Raw genomic sequence first — 22528 nt, forward strand, 5'->3', positions numbered from 1 at the left:
ACAATGCGTTGCCGTCTTTCCACTGCAACGCTTGCGAGGCCGCTCATGAAAATCGCTGTCATCGGCGCGACCGGCACGGTCGGCCGGGCCGTCTGCGCCGCATTCAAACCTCGTCACGAAGTCATCGAAATCGGCGCGACGCGCGGCACGCATCGCGTCGATCTGCTCGATCTCGACAGCATCCAGCGCCTGTTCATTGCCATCGGCCGCGTCGATGCCATCGTCGCGACGGCGGGCCATGTCCACTTTGGCGAACTCACCAGCATGACGCCCGCGCAGTTTCGCCTCGGCCTCGACGACAAGCTCATGGGCCAGGTCAACCTCGTGCTCACGGCGCGCGACTATCTGAACGATGGCGGCTCCTTCACGCTCACGAGCGGCATCGTCGGCGCCGAGCCGATCCGGCAAGGCGCGAGCGCGGCGGCTGTGAACGGCGCGATCGAAGGCTTCGTGCGCGGCGCCGCGATCGAGTTGCCGCGCGGGCTGCGCATCAACGCTGTCAGCCCGACCATGCTGGAAGAAGCGCGGGAGAGCTTCGGACCGTATTTCCGCGGGTTCGAGGCGGCGAGCGGTGCACGCGTGGCGCTTGCGTATAGCCGGAGCGTGGAAGGCGCGGAAACGGGGCGCGTGTATGCCGTGCATTGAGCGCAGTGCACCGAGCGCCGTGCATCGAACGGTGCACTGAGCGCGCCCTTCGCTTATCCTCGTCGCTTCCTTCGGCATGGAGCAGCGCGATGAAATGGACCCGGGGCGACTACCGCGTGACGACGGACATCGATTCATTCGACTTCGATGTCATTCACCACTATCTGAGCGAAGTCGCGTACTGGTCGCCGGGCGTGCCGCGCGAGACGGTGGAGCGCGCGGCGCGTCATTCGCTTGCGTTCGGGCTGTTCGAAGGCACGCAGCAGATCGGCTATGCGCGCATGATCACCGATACCGCGACCTTCGCCTATCTCGCCGACGTGTTCGTCCTGCCCGCGCGTCAAGGCGCGGGGCTCGGCAAATGGATGATGGAATGCGTGATGTCGCATCCCGACTTGCAGCGTCTGCGCCGCATGATGCTCGTCACATCCGACGCGCACGGGCTGTATGCGCGCTTCGGCTTCCGGGCGAGCGCGCATCCGGAGCGCATCATGGAGAAGACCGCGAAGACCTAGCCGCCTTTCGCCCCTTGCGTGTTCACATAGAGCGAATACAGCCCGTGGCTCGCCGCCATGAAGAGCCGGTTGCGATGCCGTCCGCCGAAGCAGACGTTCGCGCAGCGCTCGGGAAGATCGATATGGCCGATCGCTTCGCCCTGCGGCGTGAACACGCGCACGCCGTCGAGTTCGGCATCGCCCATGCCCCAGCCGCACCACAGATTGCCGTGGATATCCACGCGAAAGCCATCCGGCGTGCCGGGGCCGGCGTCGATGAGTTCGCGGCGCTTGCCGAGCGCGCGCCCGCCGTCGAGCACGTCGAACGCCATGATCTTGCGCGGCGTCGAGCGTGACTCGACGACATACAGCACCGATTCATCCGGCGAAAACGCGAGTCCGTTGGGGCCGATGAAGTCATCGATCATCACGGTGATCTCGCCGCTCTGGCCATCCACGCGATACACGCACGGTTTCAGTTGCGACGCCTGCTTTTCGCCTTCGTAGAAGCCGTCGATGCCGAAGGTCGGATCGCTGAACCAGATGGAGCCGTCCGACTTCACGACGACATCGTTCGGCGAATTGAGCGGCTTGCCGTCGTAGCGGTCCGCGAGCACGGTGATGGAGCCGTCGTACTCGGTGCGCGTCACCCGCCGCGTCAGATGCTCGCAGGTCACGAGCCGCCCTTCGCGGTCGCGCGTGTTGCCGTTTGCGTTGTTCGACGGCTTGCGAAAAACGCCGACCTGTCCGCTCTCTTCGTCCCAGCGCAGGATGCGGTTGTTCGGAATATCGCTCCACAAGAGACACCGCCCGTCGCCGAACCAGACCGGCCCTTCCGACCAGCGCGCGCCCTGATAGAGACACTCGACCGATGCCGATGCAATGCGCAGCGCGTTGAAGCGCGGATCGAGCACGCGCACGGCGGGGTCGGGATAGCGGCGATCGGAGAGGGTCATGGGTTTGCGTTTGTCTTCAATGTTGAACGGTCTCGGCTTCAAGCGCGGCGCATTCAGTTCGGCCCCAACTCGCCATCGCGCAAGCGCCACAGGTTCAGCGGGTTTTCGTCCGCGAGCGCCTCGGGCAGGAGCGCCGCCGGCAAGTCCTGGTAGCACACCGGCCGCAGGAATCGCTCGATAGCCATCGCGCCGACCGACGTCGACCGGCCATCGGATGTCGCCGGGTACGGGCCGCCGTGAACCATCGCGTACGACACCTCGACGCCCGTCGGAAAGCCGTTCGCCAGAATCCGCCCAACCTTGCGTTCGAGCACCGGCAACAGGCGCCGCGCCAGGTCGATGTCGTCGTTGTCCATCAGCAGCGTCGCGGTCAGTTGGCCTTCGAGCTGACGCGCCACCGCGATCATCTGATCCTCGTCCTCACACGCAACGATCACGGACGTCGGCCCGAAAATCTCGTCGGCCAGCTGCGGCGTCGCGAGAAACTGCTCCGCGCTCACGCGATACAGCGCCGGCAGCGCGCCGCTCGCCGCCTCCGTCTGCTTTCCGGTCGCGATGCGCTGCGCGCCCGAATCGTCGCGATGGCGAATGCCGTCTTCGTACGCCGCCGCGATGCCTGCGGTGAGCATCGTCTGCGCGTCCTTCTTTTCAAGAGCGGCTGTGGCGTGATCGACGAAATCGTCGAGTTTCGCATCCGCTAGCGCGAACACGAGGCCCGGATTCGTGCAGAACTGTCCGACGCCGAGCGCCACGGAGTCGATGTATCCGGTCGCCAGCGCCTCGCCGCGCGTGGCGAGTGCACCCGGCAGCGCGAAAATCGGGTTGACGCTGCTCATTTCCGCGAAGACCGGAATCGGCTCGGGGCGCTTGGCCGCGATCTCCATGAGCGCCAGCCCGCCGCGCCGCGACCCGGTGAAGCCGACCGCCTTGATCGCCGGATGCGCGACGAGCGCCTCGCCGATGGCATTTCCCGCGCCGACGACGAGCGAGAACACGCCTTCATGCACGCCCGTTTCGGCGACGGCCTTTTGCACCGCGCGGCCGACCATCTCGGAGGTGCCGAGGTGCGCTGGATGCGACTTCACGACGACCGGGCAGCCCGCCGCGAGCGCCGCTGCGGTGTCGCCGCCCGCGACCGAGAACGCAAGCGGAAAATTGCTTGCGCCGAACACGGCGACCGGACCGACGGGAATCTTCTGCAAGCGCAAGTCCGGGCGCGGCGCGGGCTTGCGGTCCGGCTGCGCGGAATCGAGCGTCGCCGTGAGCCAGCGGCCTTCACGCACGAGCGACGCAAAAAGCCGCAACTGCGCGACGGTGCGGGCGCGCTCGCCTTCGAGTCGCGCCTTGGGCAGCGCGGATTCGGCCTGCGCGCGCTCGATGAGTGCATCGCCCATTCCGAGGATATTGTCCGCGATCGCCTCGAGCAACAGCGCGCGCGTTTCGAGTGGCGCATGGCGATACGGATCGAACGCGGCGTCGGCCAGTTCGCACGCGCGCGCGACTTCCGCCGCCCCGCCGCCGCCGAACACGGGTTCGAGATCGGCATTGCGCGCCGGGTCGAAGGCGCGCAGCGTGGCTTCCGTGCCGCGCACGGCCGTCGCGCCGATCAGCATTTCTCCGGTGATCATCATGGTGATTTCTCCGTGCTGGTGGTGCCGCCCGTCACGGGCGCCAACGAGTGTGAGGTGCCGGCGACGCATTACGCGTGCCGCTCAAGCCTTGCCCGCCCGCCGAAACGTAATATGCCCGATCCGCCGCACTAGCAGCGCGGCGACGAGCGCAGCCACGCCCGTCAGCATGACGCCGATATGCACCGACTGCACGAGCGCATCGCGAGCGGCGTCGAAGAGCGCGGGCGCGTCGAGCCCCGCTGCGGTGAGATCGTGCAGCACGGTGTCGCGCAACGCTTCGTCGACGAGAATACGCGGGTCCGCGAAGCGCGGCTGCCACTGCGCCGCCGCGCCCGCGCCGAGCACGCTGATCGTGCGCGTCACGACGTTCGCGTAATGATGCGCGACGATCGTCCCGACGATGCTCGTGCCGAGCATCCCGCCGACCATGCGCGTCGATTGCAGAAGAGCAGTCGTGATGCCGAACCGCTCGCGGCCCGCGATTTCCTGCCCGAACACGTTCATGTTGTTCAGCACGAAGCCGAGCCCGATGCCGACCGCGGCCATCGGCAACTCGATCCACACGTGCGGCGTCGTGACGCGCGCGAACGCCAGCGCAATCGACGCCACGAGCAGCAGCGAGAATCCAATGGTCAGGATCTTCGTCGGCTTGCGCAGATGGATCACGATGCGCGTATTGACGAAGCTGCCGATGGCGATGCACGCGGCAATCGGCGTCGCCAGCAGGCCGGCTTCCTGCGGCGAAAGCCCGAAGCCGCCCTGCAACAAGAGCGGCGCGAAAAAGATCAGCGAGAACATCACGAAGCCGGCGAGAAACGAGAGCGTGAAGAGCGTAACTAGATGCGGGTCGCGGAAGATGTCGAGCGGTAGAATCGGGTGCGTCGCGCGCCGTTCGCAGATCAGGAGCGCCGCCGCGCCCGCCACGACCACGCAGGCAAGCGCGATATTGCCGGCCGACAGACCCGTTTTCGGCACGGATTCGATGAGCGACTGAAACCCGCCGAGCACCAGCGCGACGAGCGCGGCGCCGAGCCAGTCTATTTTCACGCCGCCTTCGCGCGGCCGGTGCAGATTCGGCAGATGCGCCCAGATGAAGTACAACGCCGCCGCGCCGACCGGCAGATTGACGAGGAAGGTCGAACGCCAGCCCCAGTGCTGGCTCATCCATCCGCCGAGCGACGGTCCCGCCGCCGTGCCGATGCCGTAGGCCGCCGCGAGCACCACTTGCCAGCGCACGCGCGTGCGCGGATCGGGGAACAGATCGGGAATCGCGGCGAACGCCGTGCCGACCATCATGCCGCCGCCGACGCCTTGCAGCCCGCGCGCCAGCGCCAGAAACAGCATATTCGGCGCGAGGCCGCACAGCACGGACGCCACGGTGAACGTGATCACCGCCGCGATGACGAAGCGCTTGCGCCCGAAGTAATCGCCGAGCCGCCCGAACACCGGCACCGTGACGACGGACGCCAGCAGATAAGCGCTCGCGATCCACGCGTAGTACTCGAAGCCGTGCAGTTCGGCGACGATGGACGGCAGCGCCGTGCTGACCACTGTCTGATCGAGCGCGACCAGCATGTTGACGAGGCCGATGCCGAGCATCGCGTAAAGAGCCGTGCGGAACGCAAGTGCGTGCGGAGGGGCGTCGGTCGTGCGGGCGTCGGTCATGCGGTCGGTGTTAAGCGGGCGCTTAGTCGGGGGAAAGACGAATTGTACGGCGTTGCATGCGGCGAATCGACTCATCGCGAAAATGCGCGGGCGGCCGTGCGGATCTGCGCGCTATGCTGCCAGTGGTTTCTGCCCGCCCTCGACTGGCGGACAGCAAGTCACCGTCCCGATCCCGACATCGATCACGGAGTACACGCCATGTTCAAACGCATCATCGTCGCCATCGACGGCAGCCGCACGTCCCAACGCGCCTTTCAGACGGCGCTCGATCTCGCGGTCATGCACGAAGCCGTCCTGCAGCCGTTTTACGTCATCGAAAGCGGGCCGATGTACATGGACGTGCCGGGCTACGATCCGTCGCAATTGCAGGCGGGCCTTGCCGAACAAGGCGCGGCGCTCGCACGCGAAGCCGGCGACGCGATGAAAGCGCGCGGCATTGCCGGAAACGTCGTGAGCGTCGACGCCACCGCGAGCGACGATGTCGCGTCGCTGATTCTCGCGGCTGCGAGCACCTTCAACGCCGACCTGCTCGTGATGGGCACGCACGGCCGCAAGGGCATGCAAAGGCTGATTCTCGGCAGCGTGGCCGAACGATGTCTGCGTCAAGCCAAGCTGCCTGTGCTGTTGATCCCCTCGGCGGCAGGCACTTCGGAGGCCGGAAATACCGCATGACGTCAGGATTGGCAAGGCGCCGGGGCGCGGCATTTTCTCGCGGTGCGGACAACGCCTGCTATGGGACAATCGTTTTGTCATTTATCAAGAAACGAAGCCCGCCATGTCCCATCCGACTACCGTGCGGCGCGCGGCAGCGCACTGTTCGAGCTGCGCCATGCGCCATCTCTGCATGCCCGAAGGCCTTGGCGCGAACGACGTCTCGCGGCTCGAGAACATCATCTCCGTCACGCGCAAGATCCGGCGCGGCGAAGCGCTCTTTCGCACCGGCGACCCGTTCGATTCGCTCTACGCGGTGCGCTCCGGCTCGCTGAAGACGCTGGTCACGCACGACAGCGATCGCGACGGCGGGCGAGAACGGGTGATCGGCCTTCTGCTCGCGGGCGATGCGCTGGGTCTGGACGGCATCGGCGAAGGGCGGCATACCTGCGACGCGGTGGCGCTGGAAGACAGTTCGGTGTGCGTCGTGCCATACGCGCTTTTCGAGCGCATGTGCCGCGAAACGGACGCTTTGCAGCGGCGCATGCACCGCATGATGGGCCAGGCCATCAATCGCGAGTCGGACCATGTCGTGCGGCTCGGCATGCTGCGCGCCGACGAACGCGTCGCGTGCCTCTTGCTCGATCTGTCGGCGCGTTTCGCACGGCGCGGCTACGCGGCGACCGAGTTCACCATGCGCATGACGCGCGAGGATATCGGCAGCTATCTCGGCATGACGCTCGAAACCGTGAGCCGCACGCTGTCGCGCTTCGACAAGCTGGGGCTGATCGAGGCGCAGGGCAAGTCCATTCGCATCCGCGATTTCGACGGCCTGCGCAGTATCTGACATTTCGCCTGCGGCCAAGCGCGGCGCGGTTAAGCGCCGCTTTATTGCCCGTGCGTGAATAAACGCCGCCGATTATTGGCTTGGCACGCGCTTCGCTTCGCATTAGTCTTTTGTGTTCCAAGGCACGACCTTGGCCCGCCACGGAGATCGAGCGACATGAATCGCGAACCATCCTTGCGTCATCCGCTGCTCGACCGGCTCGCCGAAGCGCGCCGCGTCACGGACGAACTGTTCCAGATCGTCAAGCGCGAACATCTGTACGACCGGCCGATCGCCGAGCGGCACCGCATCGTGTTCTACATCGGCCATCTAGAGGCGTTCGACCGCAATCTGTTCGATCAGCGCCTCTTTCATCTGCCCAACGCGCACCCCGTCTACGATCAACTCTTCGCTTTCGGCATCGATCCGGTGGATGGCGGTCTGCCGACCGATCAGCCCGGCGACTGGCCCACGCTCGACGAAGTGGAGGCCTACAAGGCACGAGTGCGCGCCGATATCGACGCCCGCTTCGATCCGATCACGCTCGTCGCGCAGCCCGTTTCTTCCGACGACTCGCCCGCGAAGCTGCTGGAAGTAGCCATCGAACATCGGCTCATGCACGCCGAAACGCTCGCGTACATGCTGCACCAATTACCGGTCGACAGGAAAAAAGCACCGGCCAATGCCGCGTCGGAGCGCACGTCGGATCGCCCGCTCGTGCACGAGACCGTGCACGTTCCGGCGGGGAGCGTGACGCTCGGCCTCTCGCGGGAAAGCCAGCGGTTCGGCTGGGACAACGAGTTCGGGGAAGTCACGGTGGACGTGCCGGCGTTCGACATCGACCGTTACATGGTGACGAACGGCGACTATCTGCGCTTCATCGACGCGGGCGGTTACTGGAACCGCGCGCTCTGGACCGACGAAGACTGGGCGTGGAAGGAACAGCAGCGCGTTGCGCATCCGGCGTTCTGGGTTCGCGGCGACGAAGCCGGGGGCAGCCAGAACTGCCCGGATTCGGTCTGGAAGCTGCGCACGATGTTCAAGGAAATTGCGCTTCCGCTCGACTGGCCGGTCTATGTGAGCTACGCCGAGGCGAATGCCTACGCGCGCTGGGCCGGCAAGCGGCTGCCGACCGAAGCGGAGTGGCAGCGCGCGGCCATCGGCACGCCGCACGTCGCGGAAGGCAACTTCGACTTTCGCCGCTGGGATCCGACGCCCGTGCAGGCGCATCCTGACAATCGCAGCGCGTTCGGCGTCGAAGGGCAATACGGGAACGGCTGGGAGTGGACGTCGACGACCTTCGGGCCGCTCGCCGGATTCGAGCCGTTTCCGTTCTATCTCGGCTATTCGGCGAACTTTTTCGACGGCAAGCACTTCGTCATCAAGGGCGGCTCGCCGCGAACGGCTGCCTGCATGTTGCGCCCGAGTTTTCGCAACTGGTTCCAGGGACATTATCAGTACGTTTATGGGGGTTTCCGCTGTGTGAATTCTGTTCGGTGAACGTATCGTTTTACCGTCGCGGCCACGCGCGACGCGCACATTCGTGCGAAGAATAATGCCGTCGCCAACGGCACGCAATTGATGCATTCCGGTTTTCGATGGTCTACCATCCGCAAGACAAACGGAAGCAAGCGCACGGTTATCGGCGTGACTTCTCATCGTCACGCATTCGCGCGCGCTTCACGCCACCACTTGACTGAGGGTAGCCGATGCGGATCGCATTTATCGTCGACAAGTTGCCGGTACCTTCGGAAACGTTCGTTCTCCGTCAGATGCAAGGATTCGCGGAGCGCGGCCACGAAGTGTCCGTGCTTGCGGCGAAATTCGACGACTCCGCGGTCTATCCCATGCGGGGACGCCTGGACCTGCGCGTGTTCCGGCAAGACGTCGGCATGCTGCGTCATTCGATGCTCTGCGCGAAACTCGGCGCGCTCGCCTGCGTCGATGACAAGGAGCGCAGAAGGCTGTCCGTCGCCCTGCGCGCGGCGGCGACCGGCTGCCGTTCAGCGTTCATCGATATCGTCTCGGGCGGCGATACCGCCGGCGTCGATTTCGACGTGATCATCGCGCACTTCGGCCCGATTGGCGTGCGCGCCATGTATCTTCAGGAAGCGGGCCTTTTGACTGGCCCCATCGTTACCGTGTTTCATGGCGCGGATATGAGCGAGCAAAGAACTCTGGAGCGATGGCTGCCGCATTATCGGCGCCTCTTTCGCCAGAGTGCGCTTTTGCTGCCGATCAGTAATCTCTGGAGAGATCGGCTGATCGAATGGGGAGCGCCCGAATCGCGAACGAAGGTTCACCATGTCGGCGTCGAAATACACCGGTTGACGGCACAGGCGAGTAACCGGCCACTCAATCGACCGCTAAAGGTATTGAGCGTCGCGCGATTCACCGAGAAGAAAGGACTCGCCTACGCCATTGAAGGCGTGCGCAACTGCAAACATCCGATTCAGCTGAACCTGATCGGTTTCGGTCCGCTTGAAAGCACGCTGCGCCAAGCCGCTTCGGACAGTACCAACGAAATAAATTTCTTAGGCAAATGCACCCACGAACAGGTTTTTGAGGAACTGAAAAACGCGGACGTCTTTCTGCTGCCATCCGTAGTGGCAAGCAATGGCGACATGGAAGGCATCCCCGTGTCGATTATGGAAGCCATGGCCACGGGTGTGCTGGTGGTGGCGACGCGGCATAGCGGAATACCAGAACTCGTGACGGATGGCGTGACCGGTCTGCTTGTCGACGAGCGTTCTGCAAGCGCCATCGCGGAGGCGCTTTCGGCAATCGTCGAGGGAAAAGTCGATATCGAGGCGATCCGGACGAACGCGCGTCGCAAAGTAGAAAGCGATTTCAATGGCCGAGCCCTCGATGCCGAACTGGAAAGACTGCTTAATCGAACGCTCGGCTGGTCGACGCCCGGTGCCGGGCGAATACGCGATCTGCATCGCGACGAAGTGGCAGTCGGCTTCGAACGTCCGCCGACCTAGCTCGCCGCGTCCTCGTTCCACCGTTGCGCGTCGAGCTTCTCAGCCGAGTAACGTCGCGCCAGCAATCCAAAGCTTGTCATCGCGCGTGGCGATCCGAAAAGCCAAGCGTTTCGATCGACCGCCAGTGATGGAGGCAAACGCATGACCGCCAGACAAATGCTGATTCACGGTCTGAAATATTGTTTGCCCGACAAGGTGTTGTTGAGCCTTTATCATCGTCGCAGAGTCGGCAGGTTTCCGAATCTGCGCCATCCAGCCACGTTCAACGAAAAGGTACTGCAGCGCTGCCTCGCTCCGGACCCGCGTTATACCGAGCTATCGGACAAGCTCAAGGTTCGCGCCTACGTCGGCGGGAAAATCGGCGAAAAGTATCTGATTCCGCTGATCGCCGCGCCGTCGTCTTTTACCAAGGCAGAATTCGACGCGCTGCCCTCTTCCTTCGTGATGAAAGCGAATCACGGCTGCGGGTTCGTCAAAATCATCAAAGATAAGCGCGAGACTTCGTTCGAGGCCCTCGATGCGCTGGCGCAGCGCTGGTTATCGACGAACTTCTTCACGATTGCAAGGGAACGGCATTATCGCGATATCGAGCGGCGCATTTTCTTCGAACAACTTCTTCTCGGGCCGGACCGAAAAGTGCCGCCCGATATCAAGATTCATGTATTCAACAGAAATCCCGATAATCCGCAGATATTCATTCTCGTGATCTCGGACCGTTTCGAAGGGCATCCGCGCGGCGATATTTACGACGAACACTGGAATCGGCTCGATATCAAAATGGGGCACTACGGCCGCAGCGAAACACCCGCGCCGCCGCCAGCAAACCTCGACGAGCTGCTATGGGTCGCGCGCACGCTGTCGAGCGATTTCGACTTCGTGCGCGTCGACCTCTACAACGTCGACAACACGATTTATTTTGGCGAACTCACATTCACGCCGGGCGCAGGTTTGTTTCCGTTGACGCCGGACAGCGTGGATTATGAGTGGGGCCGGCTCATGTAATGCGACCCTTCGCGCTCAAAGCAGATCTTCGATGCGAATCGGCAATTCGCGCACGCGCCGCCCGGTCGCATGCCACACCGCATTCGCGATAGCCGCGTTCACGCCGACGATACCGATTTCGCCCAGCCCTTTCACGCCGAGCGGGTTCACTTGCGTATCGGCTTCCGGCAGCATGATCACGTCTATCTCGCCGACATCGCCATTCGCCGCAATCAGATATTCGCTGATGTTGTCGTTCATATAGCGCGCATGGCGCTTGTCGATTTCGGTGGCTTCCAGCAAGGCCGCGCCGATGCCCCAGATCATGCCGCCCATGTACTGACTGTGCGCCGTGAGCGGGTTGACGATTGTCCCCGACGCGAACGCGCCCACCATGCGCGACACGCGAATCTCGCGCGTCAGACGATGCACGCGCACCTCCACGAAGTGCGCGCCGAACGCGTAGGCGGTGGCGTCATCGCGCTGATGGCCGCGCATCATCGGGAGCTTGCCCGCGCGCAGCTTGTCCATCGCCTCGGGCTTGAGGCCGCGCGGAATGTGCTCGCTCTCGGCGATCACGATCTCGCCGCCCGTGCGCACCACGGCATCGTGCAAGGGCTCGGCGGCGTCGCCGGACACGAGGCGGCCCGACGCGAATTGCATGTCCTGCGGATCGCGACCCATCAGCGGCCCGGCCAGCGACGCCGCGCGCGCGAGCTTGTCCCGCAGCGCATCGCAGGCGGATGCCACCGCGTGCGTGATGGTCGCGGTATGGCTCGATCCCGCCGCGAGCGCGGCCGGCGGATAGTCCGTGTCGCCGATGTGCACCTCGACCTGCCCGGGATCGATGCCGAGACAGTGCGCCGCCGTCAGCGCGATGACGGTGTATGCCCCGTTGCCGATGTCATGCGCGGCGATATCGACGCGTGCCCGGCCATCCGCATGGAGGCTCACGCGCGCGGCCGTCGCGGCGATATTCGACGGATACGCCGCGCTCGCACAGCCCCAGCCGACGAGCCAGTCGCCGTCGGTCATCGAGCCGGGCTGCGCATTGCGCGCATGCCAGCCGAAGCGCTCAGCGGCGGCATCCAGACACGCCGCGAGCCGGCGGCTCGTGAACGGCTTGCCCGTGACCGGGTCGAGCGTCGTATCGTTGCGGCGTCGCAATTCGACCGGGTCCATCGACAACTGCACTGCCAGTTCGTCCATCGCCGTTTCCAGCGCGAACATATAGGGCGTTTCCGGCGGCGCGCGCATGAAGCCCGGCGTGTTGCGGTCGGCGTGCACCACGTTCACCACGGTTTCGATGTTCGGGCACGCGTACAAGCGCGCAGTTGTTTCGGTCCCCGAAACGTTGTACATGCTCGGCCGGCTCGTGAGTTCCCAGCCTTCGTGCCGCAACGCGACCAGCTTGCCGTCGCGCGTCGCGCCGAGCTGCACATGATGACGCGTCTCCGCGCGATACGTCGCAATGGTGAAGCTCTGATCCCGCGTCGCGACGAGCTTCACGGGCCGTCCCACACGTCGCGCGGCAATCGCTATCCATGCCGTGCGCGCCGTTGCATTGCCCTTGCCGCCGAACGCGCCGCCGACGAAGCGCGACACCACATGCACCTGTTCGCGCGAAATGCCGAGCTGCTGCGCGACGTTGCCGCGCAGACCGTAGACAAATTGGCTCGGTTCCCAGATCGTGAGCTTATCGTCTTGCCATGCGCACGTCGTGGTGTACAGCTCGATGGGATTGTGATGCTGCGTCGGCGTGGCATAGATGGCTTCGACGCGGCAATCGGCGCTTGCGAATGCCCGGTCGAAGTCGCCGATGCGGTAGTCCTCATGCTCGCCGGGCTCGCGCCGTTCGCCCGTTACCCCCGCGCTGCCGAACGTGGCCGATGCCGCCGCTTCGTCGTAATCGATACGCGTGCGTCGCGCCGCTTCCCGCGCGATCTCATAGCTCGTCGCCACGATGACGCCGATGATCTGTCCGTCGTGCCACACGCGATCGCTTTCGAGCGTGCTCGTCGTGGCGCCGCCCGCCTGCTGCTCGGGCGGCTTCGCCTCGCTGCCGACGTTTTCGTGCGTGAGCACATCGAGCACGCCGTCGATGGCAAGCGCATCGCCGGTATGAATCTGCCGCACGCGGCCATTCGCGATGGTGCTCGTCAGCAGGAACGCGTACGCCGCATTTTCCACCGGCTCGTCCGATGCATAGCACGCGCGGCCCGTGACTTTCGCCTCGCCGTCGATGCGCACGTGCGGCACGCCGAACGCCGGCTGCTGCGCGGCGAGTGAATCGCTTTGACTCATGACACCTCCGGCAGAGCGGCGGCTTCCAATAGCGCGCGCACCAGCGTGCGGCGTCCGAGTTCCGGCTTGAACGCGTTCTCGCCGCTGACGACGGCGCCCGCGAGTGCCGCGTCCGCAGCAAGGTTCGCGCTGCCTTCGTCGATACGCTTGCCCACGAGCGCCGCCTCCGCTTCGTGCGCGCGCCACGGCTTCGCGACGAATCCGCCCAGCCCGATGCGCGCCTGTTGCACCACGCCCTGTGCATCGAATTCGAGCGCCACGGCAGCGGACGCCAGCGCGAAGTCATACGACGCGCGATCGCGGATCTTGAGATACAGCGAGCGCCGCGTCCATGCACCGGCAGGCACATGGAAGGCGACGATGAGATCGCCCGGGCGAAGAGCCGTCTCCAGATGCGGCGTGTCGCCCGGCAAGCGGTGCAGTTGCTCGAACGGCATCCGACGCGTCTGTCCGCTGGTACCGACAATCTCGACTTCCGCGCCCAACGCGACGAGCGCAATAGCGAAATCGCCCGGATAGTTCGCGATGCAATGCTCGCTCACGCCAAGCACCGCGAGCCGCCTGTTCACGCCTTCCTTCGCCGCGCAGCCGCTTCCGGGCGCGCGCTTGTTGCACGCCTGCCAGCTCGTGTCACGGAAATACAGGCAGCGGGTACGTTGCAGCACGTTGCCGCCGAGCGTCGCCATGTTGCGCAATTGCGGACTCGCCGCTTTCCATAGCGACTGCGCGATGACCGGATAGTCGCGTCGAAGAACCGGATGGTCCGCCGCATCGGACATATGCGCGAAGGCGCCGAGCTTCAAGCCGTCACTATTCGCTTCGATGGCGGAATGCGCGGCGGTCAGCGGGCTGATATCGACGAGGCGCTCGGGCGTCATGACACCGAGCTTCATCAGGTCGAGAAGATTCGTGCCGCCGGCCAGAAACTGCGCGGGCGACGTCACCGTGAGTTCGGCGGCGTCATCGAAGGATGCGCATTGGGCCACCTCGTCCGCCTGTTGGACACTCAGAAGCTGGAAAGGCCGCATTATTCGCGCTCCGTGTGAGCCGCCTCGCGCACCTGCTCGATAGCGTCGACGATCTTCGGATACGCGGCGCAGCGGCACAGATTGCCGCTCATGTACTCGCGAATTTCATCGCGCGAATTGGCGTGGCCCTCGTCGATGCACGCTATCGCGCTCATGATCTGCCCCGGCGTGCAGTAGCCGCACTGCAAGGCGTCGCAGGTAACGAATGCCTTCTGCATCGGGTGCAGCGCGTGACCGTCGGCGAGACCTTCGATGGTCGTCACTTCGCCGCGCGCCGTTGCGGCGAGCGTGAGGCATGACAGCACGCGACGCCCGTCGATGAGCACCGTGCACGCACCGCACTGGCCCTGATCGCATCCCTTCTTCGCACCGGTCAGCCCGGCGTGTTCGCGCAGCGCGTCGAGGAGCGTGACGCGCGCGTCGAGATCGAGCACGAGCACGGTTCCGTTGACGTGCAAATCCACTTTCATCGCGGCTCCTTGACATGATGCCGATGAACGGCGACGGTGCTTGCGCAATCGTCGTGCCGTCGTGTGCAGGAGCGTGCTCGCGTCGATCAGCAGACCGGACCGTCGTGCGCATGTCTCTCGCGAGTGAACTGGCGTGACTAAGCTGCTAGTTCGTCGGTTGTCACCGCGCACATGAGCGAGCCACTTCCCGCTGACGTAAAACATGTACGTGAGGTCTCGCCCGGTTGGCGGATCGTTCACGGACACGCGATGGTGCGCCCAACTCGCATGCCATTTGACCACGTGGGCCGAGCGGTCTATGACCGTATGCGGCTGCAACCGTGGCAAGCAGTGGGGCGATGCCGCAACGGTGCGCCGGTATCGATGTCGCGCGCATGTGTGTAGTCGTCGAAAAGCGACACGCCGGACAGATAGGCTTCGGGGCAACTAAAGGCCATTTGCTATCGACATCGGCACAGAAAAGCTCGACGCGCACGACCAGAGATCGACGTCAAGGAAGAAGGGAAACGCTGATTTAGGGGATCGAGCGTCCGCGATGCAGAGAGTCGCAATGCCAACGGCGCGGCAAGCTCAGGCTCGAGCAAGGCAAGCAACGAGCGGTCGGCGGAACGCAATGACATTGCGCTCGCGCCTAATGAATCACCCGTTGAACGTGCGCCCGGCGCGCAGGCCGGTCGTGACGCTAGCTCCAACCAGAAAGCCGGCCTCACGGATCGCCCCGTGCGAGCAGAGCCGCGCCGACGGCAAACGCTTGCCTTTCGTACGACAAAAAGCAAACGCGGCAGCGCACTCACCCCTAAGTAATTAGTTCCGCCTAACATCGATGCAGGTGAAATAACACCCGGTAAGCGTGAGTTGCGCACATTAACGAGATGGTACACTGCCGCCGCCGCGCGGGGCGGTGCGTGGTTTTCGGATCAAACCAAGGGGCCTGTTCATCTTACGTCTAGCCTCGATAGCCCAATGCAGATACAAGTCATCTGCAACGTCGCCTTTGTCAAGCCGACAAAATGTCCGGCCAGTCTTTCTACTGGCGAAAAAAACGACATTGAAGTAACTTCAGGCGGGTCGTAGCGCCTGGACAATCGTCAGAATCAGTGCTCGCACGCTAAAGAAATCGCTCGCGAGGACGAAAACGAGATCGAGTCATTACGCGTCTCACGCCTGCCTAACAAGAACATGGCCGCTATTTTCGAATACCTGCTGGACCGTCAGATCTCCAGGCAATGGCGCGGCGTGCTTGCCGCGCTCGCGAGCGAGTTCGAAGCGCAGATCGGGCACGACCAACTGCGTGAGTTGATGGAGCGCGTAGGCAGCCGCTTTGCCGACGCAAATCCGCTGCCGCCGTGCGACACGACGCCGGCGCTCGCGGACGCGCTCAACGCGCTGTGGCGCGACACCGACTGGGGCTTCGTCGAACTCTCCGACGAGCGCGACCATTTGAGCATCGTGCATTACTGCGCGCCGCTGCAAGCCTTTGGGGAGAGCGCCCTCGCGTGGACGCCCGCGTTTCTCGAAGGCGCTTATCAGCGGTGGCTCGCCGGACTCGGCGCGCAAGGGCTCGCGGTCCGGCAGGCAAGCGAATTCGGCGACGACGCGGCCATCGAGTTCAGGCTCGCGCGCGCCGCGCTTTGATTCAGACATCTGAGTACCGATGACTGCCGCCACGACGCGGCGGATCAAAAACGAGCAGTACCGGCCAAGCATCAATAAGCACGACGAGGAAGCGGCACCATGAGTACTTCGCGCGACATCGAGAAGCTGTTCGATCATTTCGGCGGCAATGCAGGCGATTACCAGGAGATCGGCCGGGAAAACGAGGCCAAGTCGGCTCGCACCCGCTGGCCGCTGCTCGCGACGCTCGACTTCGCGCAGCCGGCAATTCCCGAAATCGCGCCGCGCCGGGCCGCCCCGACGAGTTCCAGCGAACCGGCCAGCACGCAGCCCGCAGCGACGGCCATTCAGCGCGGCAAGCGGCAGCTCTTCATGCGCGGACATCGCCGCAACATTCCGCCCGTCAATGCGCCCGCCGCGGAATCGCTCGGCGCATCGCGCTTCTCGGCAACGGATGAATCGGTGTCGCCCGCGACAGGAATGACTCCGGATTCGGCGGCATCGGTCACGAACGGACCTGCGGCGATCCGCGGATTCTCGTTCGAAGCGAATGCACTCGAAAGGCAAGTGCCGCCGGCCGTGCCCGCGCCGGAACACCAGCCGCAGCCGCAGTCCATCCTGGGCAAGCTCTTCAAACCGCAAATCGAGCCCGCGACGAACGCACCGGCGGATTCCCTCGATGCGATGTTCGAACGCCTGCGCCGAGCCGGCCGCCCGGCCACCGAACTCACGAACACGCAGGCAGGCGCGGGCCACGCCTCGCGCGCCGGCCGCCTCCCACGCTTATGAGAGTCATCACGGTAGTTTCCGCGAAAGGCGGCGTCGGCAAGACGACGCTCGCCGCCAATCTCGCCTCGGTGCTGGCCGCGCGCAACCGTCGCGTGATCGTGCTCGATCTCGATCCGCAGAACGCGCTGCGCCTGCACTTCGGCATCCCGCTCGACAGCATCGACGGAATCTCGCGCGCGACGCTCAGCCGCGACCCGTGGCAGACCGTGATGTTCGACGGCGTCGACGGCGTCACGGTGCTGCCCTACGGCGCCGTGACCGAGGACGACCGCCGCCGCTTCGAGGCGCTCGTCGACAGTGATCCGTCGTGGCTCGCGCGTTCGCTCGAAGCGCTCGCGCTGGATGCGAACGACATCGTGATCGTCGATACGCCGCCCGGCTCGTCGGTCTACACGCGCACCGCGCTCACGGCCGCGAACTTCGCGCTCAACGTGGTGCTGGCGGACGCCGCGTCCTACGCCGCGATCCCCGGCATGGAGCGCATGGTCGATGCCTACGCTGCGCCGCGTCCGGACTTCGCGGGTCAGGGCTACGTGGTGAATCAGGTCGACCTGTCGCGCCAGTTGAGCAAGGACGTGCTGAAGGTGTTGCGCAACATGCTCGGCACGAAGCTATTCCCCGGCGTCATCCATCAGGACGAAGGCGTCTCCGAATCGCTCGCGTGCGACACGACGCTCATTCACTACGATTCGCTCTCGCAAGCCGCCGCCGATCTGCGCGCCTGCGGCGACTGGCTCCTGTCCATCATCGACGCGATGGCCGCTTCGTCGAGGAAGCTCGCATGAGTTCCGCGAAGATTCCGTCGCAGGAAACCGAGGTCAGCATGGCGACCTCGCGCCTCGAACGTTTGGTCGACGCCGGCATCTGGGGCAACCGCGCCGTCGTCGCTCTGCTCACGATGTTCGCCGCGTTCGCGCTGTACTTCGTCGTCACGGTGCCGCTCGCATTCGGCCAGCAGCTTGCGTTCGCGACGATCTGCTTCGTCTGCGCGCTCGGCTTTCGGCGTCTGCAGGGCCAGTACGCGACGCTCGTCATGATCATGTTGTCGATCGTCGCGTCGGGCCGCTACATGTTCTGGCGTCTGACCGAGACGACGTACTGGGAACGGCCGCTCGACGCCGCGTGGGGTCTCTTGCTCGTCGCGGCCGAAGTCTATGCGGCGCTCGTGCTCTTGCTCGGCTACTTCCAGACGGCGTGGCCGCTCAAGCGCAAGCCGCTGCCGCTGCCCGCCGACCGCAGCGACTGGCCGACCGTCGATGTCCTGATCCCGACCTACAACGAGCCGCTTTCGGTCGTGAAGCCGACGATCTACGCGGCGCTCGCGCTCGACTATCCGACGGACAAGCTCACGATCCACGTGCTCGACGACGGCCGCCGCCCCGAGTTCAAGACGTTCTGCGAGGAAGTGGGCGTCAACTGGACGATCCGCACGCATAACCGGCACGCCAAGGCCGGCAACATCAACGAGGCGATGAAGATCACGAAGGGCGAGTTCATCGCGATCTTCGACTGCGATCACATTCCGACGCGCTCCTTTCTGCAGATCTGCCTCGGCTGGTTCCTGCGCGACAAGCTGCTGTCGATGCTGCAGACGCCGCACCATTTCTTCTCGCCCGATCCGTTCGAGCGCAATCTCGGCACGTTCCGCAAGGTGCCGAACGAAGGCGAGCTGTTCTACGGCCTCGTGCAGGACGGCAACGATCTCTGGAACGCGACCTTCTTCTGCGGCTCGTGCGCCGTGCTGCGCCGCTCGATGGTCGAAGAGATCGGCGGCATCGCGGTCGAAACCGTCACGGAAGACGCGCATACGGCGCTGAAGCTGCATCGGCTGGGCTATACGACCGCGTATCTCGCGATTCCGCAGGCGGCGGGCCTCGCCACCGAAAGCCTGTCGAGCCATATCGGGCAGCGCATCCGCTGGGCGCGCGGCATGACGCAGATTTTCCGTATCGACAATCCGCTCACCGGGCGCGGGCTCAAGATCGGCCAGCGGCTGTGTTATCTCAACGGCATGCTGCACTTCTTCTACGGCGTGCCGCGTCTCGTATTTCTCACCGCGCCGCTGTCGTATCTCTTCTTCGGCGCGCATGTGATCGAAGCGGCGGCGAGCAGCATCGCCATTTTCGCGCTGCCGCACATGATGCACGCGAGCATCACCAATTCGCGCATGCAGCGCACCTTCCGCCACTCGTTCTGGGCCGAAGTGTACGAGTCAGTGCTGGCGTCGTACATCACCGCGCCGACGCTGCTCGCCGTCATCAACCCGAAGCTCGGCAAGTTCAACGTGACGGCCAAGGGCGGCCAGATCACAAAGGACTACTTCGACTGGACCATCTCGCGGCCGTACCTGTTCCTGCTGCTGCTGAATTTGCTCGGGTTCGCCGCGGGAATCGTGCATATCGCGCTGTACTGGCACGTGCGCAGCGAAGTGAACACGACGCTGCTCAACCTCTGCTGGACCATCTACAACATGCTGATTCTCGGCGCGTCCGTGGCGGCGGCGAGCGAGCGCAGGCAGGTCCGCGCGACGCATCGCGTGTCGATGAAAATGCCCGTCATGCTCAAGTTCTCGACCGGGCGCACGCTCGCGTGCGAGACCATCGATTATTCGGAAGGCGGCGTGGGCGTCGCGCTGCCGGCGAAGATCGAAGTGCCGATAGACGAGCGCGTGACCGTCTCGCTCTTTCGCGGCGACGAGGAATACGCGTTTCCCGCGACCGTCGGCTATACCGAACCGGGCCGCGTCGGACTGCGTTTCTCGGAACTCACGCGCGAGCAGGAATACGACTTCGTGAAGACCACATTCGCGCGCGCAGACGCCTGGACCGGCTGGTCCGAGGGACGCCGCCCCGATACGCCGCTGCGCGGCCTCTCGCACGTGCTGCTGGTGGGCACGCGCGGCATCGCGGGATTGTTCGAGCATTTGTACAGCGACCTTCGTACCTGGATGAACAAGCGCCCGGTCGATGTGAAGAAGCTGAAAACCAAAGACCAATAATGGGCATGGGTATGTCGAAGTTGCGCGTTGAAGAACGAGCGGGCGAGCGCGCGCCGCGTTTTTGCGAAAGGCCGCTCGCGCGTGCACTGGCCGTCTTCGTGGCCTTGCAGACCGCGTTCGCAGCGCCGTTCGCGTCCCTCGCGGCGGCCGCGCAAAGCACGGCGCCGGCGGGTGCCACGCAGCAGGCCACCGGCGTGGGCACCGTGCCCGCGCCGAGTCCGGCCGTGGTGTACAACCCGGCCACGATTCAGCAGCCGGCGCTCGCCATGCCGGTTCCCGCGTTCTCCGGCAAGCCCGACAAGCCCCTCACCTCGCGCATTCCGACGACCGCCGATCCCGGCACGCTGGTCCCGGGCGGCCGCCGCCAGACGCTGACCTTCGCCGATTACGGCGCGCTCGATCCGCTGCAACTGCGCGGCACCGACGGTCAGAACGGCATCGCATTCTCGGTGCGCGGCGACGAAGTCGTGACCGGCGCGGTGCTGCATCTCATCTATAGCTATTCGCCGTCGCTGTTGCCCTCGATCTCGCAACTGAAGGTGCTCATCAACGGCGAAGTGGCCGCGACGCTGCCCGTGCCGCGCGATCAGGCGGGCACGCTCGTCGCGCGCGACGTGGCGATCGATCCGCGCTTCATCACCGAGTTCAATCACCTCAACGTGCAGTTGATCGGGCACTACACGCAGCAGTGCGAAGACCCGTCGAACTCGACGCTGTGGGCAACGGTCAGCAACGCGAGTTCGCTCGATCTCACGTATGCGGCGATTGCCAGCAAGCCCGATCTCGCCGCGCTGCCGCTGCCCTTTTTCGACCGCCGCGACGTGCGCCGCCTCGAATTGCCGTTCGTGTTCGCGGGCAAGCCGAGCCTCGCCGCGCTGGAATCGGCGGGCATGGTCGCGTCGTACTTCGGCTCGCTCGCGGGTTATCGCGGCGCCATCTTCCCGGCGCAGACCGACAACGTGCCGCTGTCGGGCAATGCCGTCGTGTTCGCTGTCGGCGATGGGAAAGTCGCGGGCGTCGATATTCCGCCGGTTTCCGGTCCGACGATCGCGCTCGTCGAACGCGACATGAACGCGCGCGGGCGCCTGTTGCTCGTGCTCGGCCGCGACGACAACGAACTGAAGACCGCCGCGAAGGCGCTGGGCGTCGGCCGCAACGCGCTGTCCGGCACGAGCGCGACCATCACGCAGTTCAACGACCTGCAACCGCGCCGCCCTTACGATGCCCCGAACTGGCTGCCGGCCGACCGCCCGGTGCGCTTCGGCGAGCTGGCGGAAGCGCAGGACCTGACCGCGCACGGCTACGACGCCGACGCCGTGCGCGTGAACTTGCGCGTGCCGCCCGATCTTTTCATGTGGCAGACGAAGGGCGTGCCCGTCGATCTTCGTTATCGCTACACGGTGCGGCCCGCGCCCGACCGTTCGTCGCTCAATATCAGCGTGAACAACGGCTTCGTGCAGTCGCTGCGCATTCCGGCCGTGTCCACTTCGACATTCGATCTCGGCACGTATTTCAGCCGCGTGTTGCCCGACAAGACCGTCGCCGCGCGCCGCGAGATCTACCTGCCGCCGCTGTTGATCACGCCGCGCGCGCAATTGCGCCTGCATTTCTACTACGACATTCCGAAGACCGGCGAATGCCAGGGGCGCGTGCTGGATAACGTCGTCGGCGCGGTCGATCCAAATTCGACCATCGACCTCTCCGGCTTTCCGCACTACATGGCGCTGCCCGATCTGGCCGCGTTCGCGAACGGCGGCTTTCCGTTCACGCGCATGGCGGACTTGTCGCAGACGGCGGTCGTGCTGCCGAGCGAGCCGAATTCGGCCGACTACAGCCTGTATCTGCTGGAAATGGGCCGCATGGGCGCATCGACGGGCTATCCGGTGACGGGCGTGACGGTGACGAGCGCGAACGATGTGGACCGTTTCGCCGACAAGGATCTGCTGATTCTCGGCTCGCCGGGCCGTCAGCCTCTGCTGCAACGCTGGGCGAAGCAGATGCCCTTCTCCGGCGACGGCGACGCGCGCACCTTCCAGCTATCGGATGTCGCGTTCAAGCTCGTCGACTGGTGGCATGGCGAGCAAGGCCCGGAACGCTCGCCCGCGCGCGCGGACCTTTCGCTCGTCAGCGCGAACGGCGATGCGCTCCTCACGGGCTTCGAATCGCCGCTCAAGAGCGGGCGCAGCGCGGTGGCGCTCATCAGCGCGGCGGGCCAGTCGGACGCCGATCTGTCCGCCGCTCTGCTCGACAACGATCTGCTGCCCTCCATCCAAGGCGCGATGGCCGTGATTCACGGCCGCACCGTGACGGTCACGTCGAACGGCGAAGCGTATTACGTCGGCCATCTCTCGCCGCTGCAGTACATGCGCTGGGCGCTGTCGTCGCACCCGCTTCTGCTGGTGTTCGGCGGCGTGCTCGCCTCGCTCATCATTGCTGCCCTGTTCTATCGCGCGCTGCGCTCCATCGCCGCGCGGCGTCTGAGGGATTGA

At 64.8% G+C, this 22528-nt stretch carries 18 protein-coding genes; 12 read left to right on the forward strand and 6 right to left on the reverse strand.

Annotated features, from left to right (window positions below; genetic code table 11):
- The first annotated feature begins 45 nt into the window (after positions 1-45).
- Both P9239_RS02255 and P9239_RS02260 read left to right on the forward strand, forming a co-directional pair.
- Positions 46-645, forward strand: coding sequence for a short chain dehydrogenase (locus tag P9239_RS02255; RefSeq protein WP_309748882.1), 600 nt, complete (start codon positions 46-48; stop codon positions 643-645).
- A gap of 89 nt (positions 646-734) precedes the next feature.
- Complete coding sequence (locus P9239_RS02260) at positions 735-1160, forward strand: GNAT family N-acetyltransferase (RefSeq protein WP_309748883.1); 426 nt, start codon at positions 735-737, stop codon at positions 1158-1160.
- On the opposite strand, the gene P9239_RS02265 is transcribed toward P9239_RS02260, so the two are convergent.
- The 3 genes from P9239_RS02265 to P9239_RS02275 form a co-directional block, all read right to left on the reverse strand.
- The gene (locus P9239_RS02265; RefSeq protein ID WP_309748884.1) at positions 1157-2095 is read right to left on the reverse strand and encodes an SMP-30/gluconolactonase/LRE family protein; all 939 of its coding nucleotides are present in this window, start codon (positions 2093-2095) and stop codon (positions 1157-1159) included. The two genes, P9239_RS02260 and P9239_RS02265, sit on opposite strands and share 4 nt — an antisense overlap.
- Before the next feature lie 53 nt (positions 2096-2148).
- Positions 2149-3726 (reverse strand): aldehyde dehydrogenase (NADP(+)), encoded by a 1578-nt coding sequence (locus tag P9239_RS02270; protein ID WP_309748885.1) that lies wholly within the window; start codon positions 3724-3726, stop codon positions 2149-2151.
- An 81-nt stretch (positions 3727-3807) separates the two neighbouring features.
- Positions 3808-5325 (reverse strand): MFS transporter, encoded by a 1518-nt coding sequence (locus P9239_RS02275; protein ID WP_309749593.1) that lies wholly within the window; start codon positions 5323-5325, stop codon positions 3808-3810.
- A 264-nt stretch (positions 5326-5589) separates the two neighbouring features.
- Here P9239_RS02275 and P9239_RS02280 point away from each other — a divergent pair, with 264 nt between their 5' ends.
- The 5 genes from P9239_RS02280 to P9239_RS02300 all read left to right on the forward strand — a co-directional run bounded on the left by P9239_RS02280 (position 5590) and on the right by P9239_RS02300 (position 10857).
- Complete coding sequence (locus tag P9239_RS02280; RefSeq protein ID WP_309748886.1) at positions 5590-6063, forward strand: universal stress protein; 474 nt, start codon at positions 5590-5592, stop codon at positions 6061-6063.
- Between the two features lie 103 nt (positions 6064-6166).
- On the forward strand, positions 6167-6889 hold the full coding sequence (locus P9239_RS02285) for a helix-turn-helix domain-containing protein (protein WP_309748887.1): 723 nt from the start codon (positions 6167-6169) through the stop codon (positions 6887-6889).
- A gap of 156 nt (positions 6890-7045) precedes the next feature.
- A complete protein-coding gene (locus tag P9239_RS02290; protein ID WP_309748888.1) occupies positions 7046-8368 on the forward strand; it encodes an SUMF1/EgtB/PvdO family nonheme iron enzyme in 1323 nt (440 codons plus the stop codon).
- Positions 8369-8640: 272 nt separating this feature from the next.
- Positions 8641-9855 (forward strand): glycosyltransferase, encoded by a 1215-nt coding sequence (locus P9239_RS02295; protein WP_309749594.1) that lies wholly within the window; start codon positions 8641-8643, stop codon positions 9853-9855.
- A gap of 141 nt (positions 9856-9996) precedes the next feature.
- Complete coding sequence (locus P9239_RS02300) at positions 9997-10857, forward strand: ATP-grasp fold amidoligase family protein (RefSeq protein WP_309748889.1); 861 nt, start codon at positions 9997-9999, stop codon at positions 10855-10857.
- Between the two features lie 15 nt (positions 10858-10872).
- On the opposite strand, the gene P9239_RS02305 is transcribed toward P9239_RS02300, so the two are convergent.
- Genes P9239_RS02305 through P9239_RS02315 form a run of 3 tightly spaced genes read right to left on the reverse strand, consistent with a single transcriptional unit; the run spans position 10873 to position 14638 of the window.
- Positions 10873-13140, reverse strand: coding sequence for a xanthine dehydrogenase family protein molybdopterin-binding subunit (locus tag P9239_RS02305; RefSeq protein WP_309748890.1), 2268 nt, complete (start codon positions 13138-13140; stop codon positions 10873-10875).
- Positions 13137-14168 carry a xanthine dehydrogenase family protein subunit M gene (locus P9239_RS02310; protein ID WP_309748891.1) on the reverse strand — a complete coding sequence of 344 codons (1032 nt, stop codon included), beginning with the start codon at positions 14166-14168 and terminating at the stop codon, positions 13137-13139. Before P9239_RS02310 ends, P9239_RS02305 begins: the two co-directional genes overlap by 4 nt.
- The gene (locus P9239_RS02315; RefSeq protein ID WP_309748892.1) at positions 14168-14638 is read right to left on the reverse strand and encodes a 2Fe-2S iron-sulfur cluster-binding protein; all 471 of its coding nucleotides are present in this window, start codon (positions 14636-14638) and stop codon (positions 14168-14170) included. The genes P9239_RS02310 and P9239_RS02315 overlap by 1 nt, the downstream gene beginning before the upstream one ends.
- A 1179-nt stretch (positions 14639-15817) precedes the next feature.
- Here P9239_RS02315 and bcsD point away from each other — a divergent pair.
- From bcsD to bcsB, 5 genes are all read left to right on the forward strand, one after another.
- Positions 15818-16273, forward strand: coding sequence for a cellulose biosynthesis protein BcsD (gene bcsD, locus P9239_RS02320; RefSeq protein WP_309748893.1), 456 nt, complete (start codon positions 15818-15820; stop codon positions 16271-16273).
- A 99-nt stretch (positions 16274-16372) separates the two neighbouring features.
- Positions 16373-17041 carry a cellulose biosynthesis protein BcsP gene (gene bcsP, locus P9239_RS02325; RefSeq protein ID WP_309748894.1) on the forward strand — a complete coding sequence of 223 codons (669 nt, stop codon included), beginning with the start codon at positions 16373-16375 and terminating at the stop codon, positions 17039-17041.
- Positions 17038-17826, forward strand: coding sequence for a cellulose biosynthesis protein BcsQ (gene bcsQ / locus P9239_RS02330; protein WP_309748895.1), 789 nt, complete (start codon positions 17038-17040; stop codon positions 17824-17826). Before bcsP ends, bcsQ begins: the two co-directional genes overlap by 4 nt.
- Positions 17772-20039: a UDP-forming cellulose synthase catalytic subunit gene (gene bcsA, locus P9239_RS02335; RefSeq protein WP_309749595.1), complete on the forward strand. Its 2268-nt coding sequence runs from the start codon at positions 17772-17774 to the stop codon at positions 20037-20039. The genes bcsQ and bcsA overlap by 55 nt, the downstream gene beginning before the upstream one ends.
- A complete protein-coding gene (bcsB, locus tag P9239_RS02340; protein ID WP_309748896.1) occupies positions 20039-22528 on the forward strand; it encodes a cellulose biosynthesis cyclic di-GMP-binding regulatory protein BcsB in 2490 nt (829 codons plus the stop codon). Before bcsA ends, bcsB begins: the two co-directional genes overlap by 1 nt.

The organism is Caballeronia sp. LZ062, from assembly GCF_031450785.1.
Classification (GTDB): Bacteria; Pseudomonadota; Gammaproteobacteria; order Burkholderiales; family Burkholderiaceae; genus Caballeronia.